Annotated in this window: 9 protein-coding genes; 4 read left to right on the top strand and 5 right to left on the bottom strand. The window is 61.8% G+C overall.

The genetic code is table 11. From position 1 onward, the window contains the following. Window positions 1-62: 62 nt before the first annotated feature. The 3 genes from AC07OV_RS30440 to trpB all read right to left on the bottom strand — a co-directional run bounded on the left by AC07OV_RS30440 (window position 63) and on the right by trpB (window position 2,674). Window positions 63-500 (bottom strand): anti-virulence regulator CigR family protein, encoded by a 438-nt coding sequence (locus tag AC07OV_RS30440; protein ID WP_176994605.1) that lies wholly within the window; start codon window positions 498-500, stop codon window positions 63-65. A 138-nt stretch (window positions 501-638) separates the two neighbouring features. Then, the gene (gene trpA, locus AC07OV_RS30435) at window positions 639-1,448 is read right to left on the bottom strand and encodes a tryptophan synthase subunit alpha (protein ID WP_495093605.1); all 810 of its coding nucleotides are present in this window, start codon (window positions 1,446-1,448) and stop codon (window positions 639-641) included. Continuing rightward, complete coding sequence (trpB, locus tag AC07OV_RS30430) at window positions 1,448-2,674, bottom strand: tryptophan synthase subunit beta (protein ID WP_016978751.1); 1,227 nt, start codon at window positions 2,672-2,674, stop codon at window positions 1,448-1,450. The genes trpA and trpB overlap by 1 nt, the downstream gene beginning before the upstream one ends. A gap of 110 nt (window positions 2,675-2,784) precedes the next feature. Here trpB and AC07OV_RS30425 point away from each other — a divergent pair, with 110 nt between their 5' ends. Beyond that, the gene (locus AC07OV_RS30425; RefSeq protein ID WP_495093604.1) at window positions 2,785-3,681 is read left to right on the top strand and encodes a LysR family transcriptional regulator; all 897 of its coding nucleotides are present in this window, start codon (window positions 2,785-2,787) and stop codon (window positions 3,679-3,681) included. Here AC07OV_RS30425 and AC07OV_RS30420 read toward each other — a convergent pair. After that, window positions 3,678-4,004, bottom strand: a complete 327-nt coding sequence (locus AC07OV_RS30420; protein ID WP_003170746.1) for an ElaB/YgaM/YqjD family protein — start codon at window positions 4,002-4,004, stop codon at window positions 3,678-3,680. The two genes, AC07OV_RS30425 and AC07OV_RS30420, sit on opposite strands and share 4 nt — an antisense overlap. Window positions 4,005-4,160: 156 nt before the next feature. On the opposite strand from AC07OV_RS30420, the gene AC07OV_RS30415 reads away from it, so the two are divergent. Then, window positions 4,161-4,376, top strand: a complete 216-nt coding sequence (locus tag AC07OV_RS30415) for a dodecin (protein WP_007953919.1) — start codon at window positions 4,161-4,163, stop codon at window positions 4,374-4,376. 116 nt (window positions 4,377-4,492) lie between these two features. After that, the gene (locus tag AC07OV_RS30410) at window positions 4,493-4,720 is read left to right on the top strand and encodes a DUF1161 domain-containing protein (protein WP_457404464.1); all 228 of its coding nucleotides are present in this window, start codon (window positions 4,493-4,495) and stop codon (window positions 4,718-4,720) included. 61 nt (window positions 4,721-4,781) lie between these two features. On the opposite strand, the gene AC07OV_RS30405 is transcribed toward AC07OV_RS30410, so the two are convergent. Beyond that, window positions 4,782-5,783: an LLM class flavin-dependent oxidoreductase gene (locus AC07OV_RS30405; protein ID WP_021491416.1), complete on the bottom strand. Its 1,002-nt coding sequence runs from the start codon at window positions 5,781-5,783 to the stop codon at window positions 4,782-4,784. Window positions 5,784-6,000: 217 nt separating this feature from the next. Between AC07OV_RS30405 and AC07OV_RS30400 the strand changes: the two genes are divergently transcribed. After that, the gene (locus AC07OV_RS30400; protein WP_017253980.1) at window positions 6,001-6,432 is read left to right on the top strand and encodes an OsmC family protein; all 432 of its coding nucleotides are present in this window, start codon (window positions 6,001-6,003) and stop codon (window positions 6,430-6,432) included. The last annotated feature ends 86 nt before the right edge of the window (window positions 6,433-6,518 follow it).

Genomic DNA, 6,518 nt, shown 5'->3' with positions numbered 1-6,518 from the left:
GCCGGCGATAGCGGTCTTGAGGGCGCCATCGCCGGCAAGCCGGCTCCTACATTGGGTGTGGGTCAGTTGAGCACGCCGTCGAGGATCTCGTAGACGATCCCCGTGCCCACGGCGATCAGCACCACATCCGGCCCGGAACGGCGCCATTCATAGCCTGGGTACTGCGGCAGGCGACCCAGCGCTCGGTTATCCAGGCGTTCGCCGTAGTAGCCACGTGGCAGCGGCTGGCCACGCACCAGACGCACGTTTGGCGGCGGCGGTGCACCACGGGAGAACTGGCCGTGGTTGTCGTGGATGATCTGGCGTACCGGGCCGAAATCCTGGGGTGGGCCACGGCGGTTGTCTGGCGGGCCGCGGTGGTCGTCGCCGCGCTGCTCGTGCTGGCCTTGCGGGCCACCACGGTCGGGGCCGCCCTGATCGTAGGGCGCCGCGTGTGCCAGGGCAGTGGCACCCAGCATCAGCACGCCGAGACCGGCGATCAAGCGTTTAGGCATTTTCATGGGGGCTTTCCTCAGTACTGCACGAACAAAAAAGGGATTTCGAACGAGGTTCGAAATCCCTTGGTCTTGTCAGTTTAGGTACTGAGTTTTCAGTTTGATTCCTCTGTATCAGGAACTTTACCTACTGCTACATGGCGTTTACTTACGGGCGTTACGGACACCTTCCGACAGAGCCGCGCACAAGCTCAATACGCCATCAATCGCTTGCTGATCATTTTTCGCAGTGGCGATGTGGTCGATCAATGCCGAACCCACCACGACACCGTCCGCCAGCCGCGCGATGGCCGCCGCTTGCTCCGGCGTGCGAATACCGAAACCGATGCTGATCGGCAGGTCGGTATGCCGACGCAGGCGGGTCACGGCCTCTTCGACGTGTTCCAGGGTCGCGGCGCCGGCACCGGTCACACCGGCCACCGACACGTAGTACACAAAGCCGGAGCTGCCGTTGAGCACGGTGGGCAGGCGCACGTCATCGGTGGTCGGCGTGGTCAGGCGGATAAAGTCGATGCCTGCGGCCTGGGCCGGGTCGCACAGCTCGCCGTTATGCTCAGGGGGCATATCGACCACGATCAGACCGTCAACGCCGGCCTCTTTGGCGTCGGCGATGAACTGCGGCACGCCGTACTTGTGGATCGGGTTGAAGTAGCCCATCAGCACCAGGGGCGTGTCGTTATTGTCCTTGCGGAACTCACGCACCATCTGCAGGGTTTTCACCAGGTTCTGCTTGGCGTTCAGCGCGCGGATGTTGGCCAGCTGGATCGCCGGGCCGTCGGCCATCGGGTCGGTGAAGGGCATGCCCAGCTCGATCACGTCGGCACCGGCGGCCGGCAGGCCTTTGAGGATCGCCAGCGAGGTGTCATAACCCGGGTCGCCAGCGGTGACGAAGGTCACCAGGGCGGCGCGGTTCTGTTCTTTAAGCTGTGCGAAGCGGGTTTGCAGGCGGCTCATCAGTGTTTCTCCTGCTGGGAGGTTTCCATGTGGTGCATGACGGTCTGCATGTCTTTGTCGCCACGGCCGGACAGGTTGACCACCATCAGGTGATCTTTCGGCAAGGTCGGTGCGCGTTTGAACACTTCGGCCAGGGCGTGGGCGCTTTCCAGTGCAGGAATAATCCCTTCCAGGCGGCAGCATTTGTGGAACGCGTCGAGGGCTTCGTCGTCGGTCACCGAGGTGTACTGGACGCGACCGATGTCATGCAACCAGGCGTGTTCCGGGCCGATGCCGGGGTAATCCAGGCCGGCAGAGATCGAGTGGGCGTCGATGATCTGGCCATCGTCGTCCTGCAACAGAAAGGTGCGGTTGCCGTGCAACACGCCCGGTACACCGCCGTTGAGGCTGGCGGCGTGCTTGCCGGTCTCGATGCCATGGCCGGCTGCTTCAACGCCGATGATTTCGACGCTGGTGTCATCCAGGAACGGGTGGAACAGGCCCATGGCGTTGGAACCGCCGCCGATGCACGCCACCAGGCTGTCCGGCAGGCGGCCTTCCTGGGCTTGCAGTTGGTCGCGGGTTTCCTTGCCGATCACGGCCTGGAAGTCGCGGACCATCGCCGGGTAAGGGTGTGGGCCGGCCACGGTGCCGATCAGGTAGAAGGTGCTGTCGACGTTGGTCACCCAGTCACGCAGGGCTTCGTTCATCGCGTCTTTGAGGGTGCCGGTGCCGGCCACCACCGGGATCACTTCGGCGCCCAGCAGCTTCATGCGGAACACGTTGGCCTGTTGGCGCTCGATGTCGGTGGTGCCCATGTAGATCACGCACTGCAGGCCGAAGCGCGCAGCCACGGTGGCAGTGGCCACGCCGTGCATGCCGGCGCCGGTCTCGGCGATGATGCGTTTCTTGCCCATGCGTCGCGCCAGCAGGATCTGGCCGATGCAGTTGTTGATCTTGTGCGCGCCGGTGTGGTTCAGCTCTTCGCGCTTGAGGTAGATCTTGGCGCCGCCGCAGAACTCCGTCAGGCGTTCAGCGAAATACAGCGGGCTTGGACGGCCCACGTAGTCGCGCTGGAAGTAGGCCAGTTCTTCCTTGAATGCAGGATCTTCCTTGGCCGCTTCGTATTCGCGGGCCAGGTCGAGGATCAACGGCATCAGGGTTTCAGCGACGTAGCGGCCGCCGAACGCGCCAAACAGGCCGTTGGCGTCTGGGCCGTTGCGTAGATCGGTCTGGGACTGAGTCATGGGACGCTCCAGGAAAGAATGGGTGTGGGAAGCAATGAGGGCCACTCTACCCCTGACGTTCTACGCTGAAAACCGATAAGATCGCCGCAACCTGTCAGGAAAACTCACAGATGAGCCGAGACCTCCCGCCCCTCAATGCCTTGCGTGCGTTTGAAGCCACTGCACGCCTGAACAGTGTCAGCCAGGCCGCTGAACAGTTACACGTGACCCACGGCGCTGTCAGCCGGCAGTTGAAAGTGCTGGAAGAACAGCTGGGCGTCAGCTTGTTCGTCAAGGACGGTCGCGGCCTTAAACTCACAGATGCGGGCGTGCGGCTACGTGATGCGACGACCGATGCGTTTGAACGGCTCAGAGACGTGTGTGCGGAACTGACCCAGGCCAGCGCCGACGCACCCTTCGTACTCGGTTGTTCCGGCAGCTTGCTGGCGCGCTGGTTGATTCCGCGCCTGGGCCGCTTGAATGCGGATTTGCCGGACCTGCGCCTGCACCTGTCGGCGGGTGACGGTGATCTGGACCCCAGACGGCCAGGCCTCGATGCCCTACTGGTATTTGCCGAGCCGCCATGGCCAGCGGATATGCAGGTGTACGAGTTGGCGAGCGAACGTATCGGCCCAGTGATGAGCCCGCGTTTTGCCGGCTACGAGCGACTCAAGCATGCTCCCGCTCAAGCGTTATGTGGTGAAAAGCTTCTGCACACCACCTCACGCCCGCAAGCCTGGCCCAGTTGGGCAACGCAGCACGGCATCGAACCCGACGCGTTGAAACACGGCCAGGGCTTTGAGCATTTGTATTATTTGCTGGAGGCTGCGGTGGCGGGCTTGGGTGTGGCGATTGCGCCGCAACCCTTGGTAGCAGAAGACCTGCGGGCAGGCCGCCTGGTGGCGCCTTGGGGCTTCAGTGAAACCCCGGCGCACCTGGCGTTGTGGCTACCCAAGCGTGCCGCAGATGGGCGCGCCGGGCAGCTGGCGCAGTGGCTCAAGGCTGAGCTACTGCGCGAACCGGTTTAATCGCCGCGTTTGCACAGCAAGTAAGCGGCGAGCAGGCCCAGCGCACCGACGGCGACGCCGGCTGTGGTCCATGGGTGCTCTTGTGCGTAGTCCCGGGTGGCGACACCGGTTTCGCGGATTTTGACTTTGCTTTCTTCGTAGGCATCGCTGATCAGGTGGCGGGAATGCTTGAGGGCATTCTCGGCATTGCTTTTCAGGGCCTTCAAGGTTTTGCGCGACTCGTCGGATGCATCGTCCTTGAGGCTTTCCAGCGATTTGAGCAGGCTCGAAATCTCGGCTTCCATGCTTTCCAGCGACGCTTTGCGTAAAGAAGTGTTGGCCATGTGGACTCTCCTGAAGTGATTGAGTGGCAGGTGTAGATACCGACTGCGGCGGTTTCAGAAAGTGCAGTAAATCTGAACTTTCACGCAGGAACGGTCGCCAGAAGCAGTACGAACATTGACTGCTACGCTTGCTTAACGACCCTTAGGAGAACTGCCATGAGTGATCATCACACCTACAAGAAAGTCGAACTGGTGGGCTCGTCCACCTCCAGCATCGAAGACGCGATCAACAATGCCCTGGCCGAGGCCAACAAGAGCATCAAGCACTTGGAGTGGTTCGAGGTGACTGAAACCCGTGGTCACATCAAGGACGGCAAGGCCGCGCACTTCCAGGTCACGCTCAAGGTGGGGTTCCGAATTGCCAGTAGTTGATGGCATCGGTTGAACTTTGCCGACTGGCCGATTGCCATAACCTGCGCTACAACCTTAGGGTGCCGACGCGACGCGCGCCGGCACGCTCTTTTCGATCAGCGCAAGGAAAGTGACGGATGAAGAAGTTCCTGTTAGCGGTAGGTTTGTTGAGCATTGCGGGCACAGCCCTGGCGGCGGGCAAGCCATGTGAAGAGCTGAAAAGCGAAATTGCTGCGAAAATCGACGCCAAGGGCGCCAAGCATTACTCGCTGGAAGTGGTGGATAAAGGCGCTGCAGCCGAAGGTTACAAAGTAGTCGGTAGCTGCGAAGCCGGTACCAAGGAAATTGCTTACAAGCGCGGTTAACCCCGTGTTGCAGACATAAAAAACCGACGCGAGTGCGTCGGTTTTTTTTCGCCTGAAGGGTTTAACCCTTCATCAATTGCGCCAGCAGCTCGTAGGAATGAATCCGGTCGGCATGCTCGTACAGGTCACAGGTAAAGATCAGCTCATCGGCGCCGGTTTGTTCGATCAGCACTTCCAGCTTGGCGCGGATCTTCGCCGGGCTACCCACCATCGCCAGGCCCAGGAAGCTGCCCACCGCGTCTTTTTCGTGGGGTAGCCACAGGCCGTCCATGGTTTTCACCGGTGGGCGCTGCACCAGGCTCTGCCCGCGCATCAGGGCGAGAATGCGCTGATACACGGAAGTCGCCAGGTAATCGGCCTGCTCATCGGTGTCGGCGGCTACCAGCGGAATGCCAAGCATCACGTAGGGCTTGTCCAGCACGGCTGAAGGCTTGAAGTGGTTGCGGTAGACGCGGATCGCCTCGTGCATCAAGCGCGGTGCGAAATGGGAGGCGAAGGCGTAGGGCAAGCCGCGTTCACCTGCCAGTTGCGCGCTGAACAGGCTGGAACCCAGCAGCCACACCGGGACGTTGGTCCCGGTGCCGGGAACCGCGATCACCCGCTGGTCGGGCGTGCGTGGGCCCAGATAGGCCATCAGTTCGGCGACATCTTCGGGGAAATCGTCGGCACTGCCGGAACGCTCCCGGCGCAGGGCGCGGGCGGTCATCTGGTCGGAGCCGGGGGCGCGGCCCAGGCCAAGGTCGATACGGCCGGGGTAGAGGCTTTCAAGGGTGCCGAACTGCTCGGCAATCACCAGCGGCGCGTGGTTGGGCAGCATCACGCCACCGGAGCCGACGCGGATAGTCGAGGTACCGCCCGCCAGGTAACCCAGCAACACCGAAGTGGCCGAGCTGGCAATGCCGTCCATGTTGTGGTGCTCAGCCACCCAGAAACGGTTGTAGCCGAACTTTTCCACGTGCTGGGCCAGGTCCAGGGAATTGCGCAACGACTGCGCCGGGCTGCCGTTGGCGCGCACGGGCACGAGGTCGAGGGTCGAGAACTTCACGTCGGACAGCGATTTCATAAGCCTGCTTCTCCATTAGGTGCGCAGGCTTATAGACGAACCAAAACCTGCCGCTTCATGTGCATGGTTAAGGAGATGTGGGCATATACCCGAGATTCAATAGCTCGCCGGGAAAATTCCTACTGCAATGCTAGGTTTCTCCGACAAGATGAACTTTGCCGGGGCGTCTATCCTCAGAACCCTTACTGACGCAAAACCACCGTTCGAGGAGACCGCTATGAGTATCGTGAAAAAAGCATCCGCGCATTGGGAAGGTGACCTGAAGACGGGCCTGGGTTCCATTTCTACGGAAACCGGCGTATTGCGCGAAGCGCCCTACGGCTTCAAGGCGCGTTTCGAGGGTGGCAAGGGTACCAACCCTGAGGAATTGATCGGCGCAGCCCATGCCGGCTGCTTCTCCATGGCCTTTTCCATGATTCTGGGGGATGCCGGCCTCAAGGCTGATAGCATCGACACCCAGGCCGAAGTGACCCTGGACCAGGTGGACGGCGGCTTTGCTATTACCGCTGTGCACCTGATCCTGAAGGCCAAGATCCCCGGCGCGAGCCAGGCGCAGTTCGATGAACTGAGCAAAAAGGCCAAGGAAGGTTGCCCGGTCTCCAAGGTGCTGAATGCAAAAATCAGCCTGGACGCCACCCTCGTAAGCTAATCCCGCCGCACCTGTAGGAGCGGGGGGGGGGGGGGGGGGGGGGGGGGGGGGGGGGGGGGGGGGGGGGGGGGGGGGGGGGGGGGGGG

The organism is Pseudomonas sp. GW821-FHT09A09, assembly GCF_059418405.1.
This window is presented reverse-complemented; position numbering and strand designations above follow the sequence as displayed.

Bases quoted from the DNA above. Each gene is read 5' to 3' on its own strand.
- AC07OV_RS30440 (WP_176994605.1), bottom strand. From the start codon at position 500: ATGAAAATGCCTAAACGCTTGATCGCCGGTCTCGGCGTGCTGATGCTG.
- trpA (WP_495093605.1), bottom strand. From the start codon at position 1,448: ATGAGCCGCCTGCAAACCCGCTTCGCACAGCTTAAAGAACAGAACCGC.
- trpB (WP_016978751.1), bottom strand. From the start codon at position 2,674: ATGACTCAGTCCCAGACCGATCTACGCAACGGCCCAGACGCCAACGGC.
- AC07OV_RS30425 (WP_495093604.1), top strand. From the start codon at position 2,785: ATGAGCCGAGACCTCCCGCCCCTCAATGCCTTGCGTGCGTTTGAAGCC.
- AC07OV_RS30420 (WP_003170746.1), bottom strand. From the start codon at position 4,004: ATGGCCAACACTTCTTTACGCAAAGCGTCGCTGGAAAGCATGGAAGCC.
- AC07OV_RS30415 (WP_007953919.1), top strand. From the start codon at position 4,161: ATGAGTGATCATCACACCTACAAGAAAGTCGAACTGGTGGGCTCGTCC.
- AC07OV_RS30410 (WP_457404464.1), top strand. From the start codon at position 4,493: ATGAAGAAGTTCCTGTTAGCGGTAGGTTTGTTGAGCATTGCGGGCACA.
- AC07OV_RS30405 (WP_021491416.1), bottom strand. From the start codon at position 5,783: ATGAAATCGCTGTCCGACGTGAAGTTCTCGACCCTCGACCTCGTGCCC.
- AC07OV_RS30400 (WP_017253980.1), top strand. From the start codon at position 6,001: ATGAGTATCGTGAAAAAAGCATCCGCGCATTGGGAAGGTGACCTGAAG.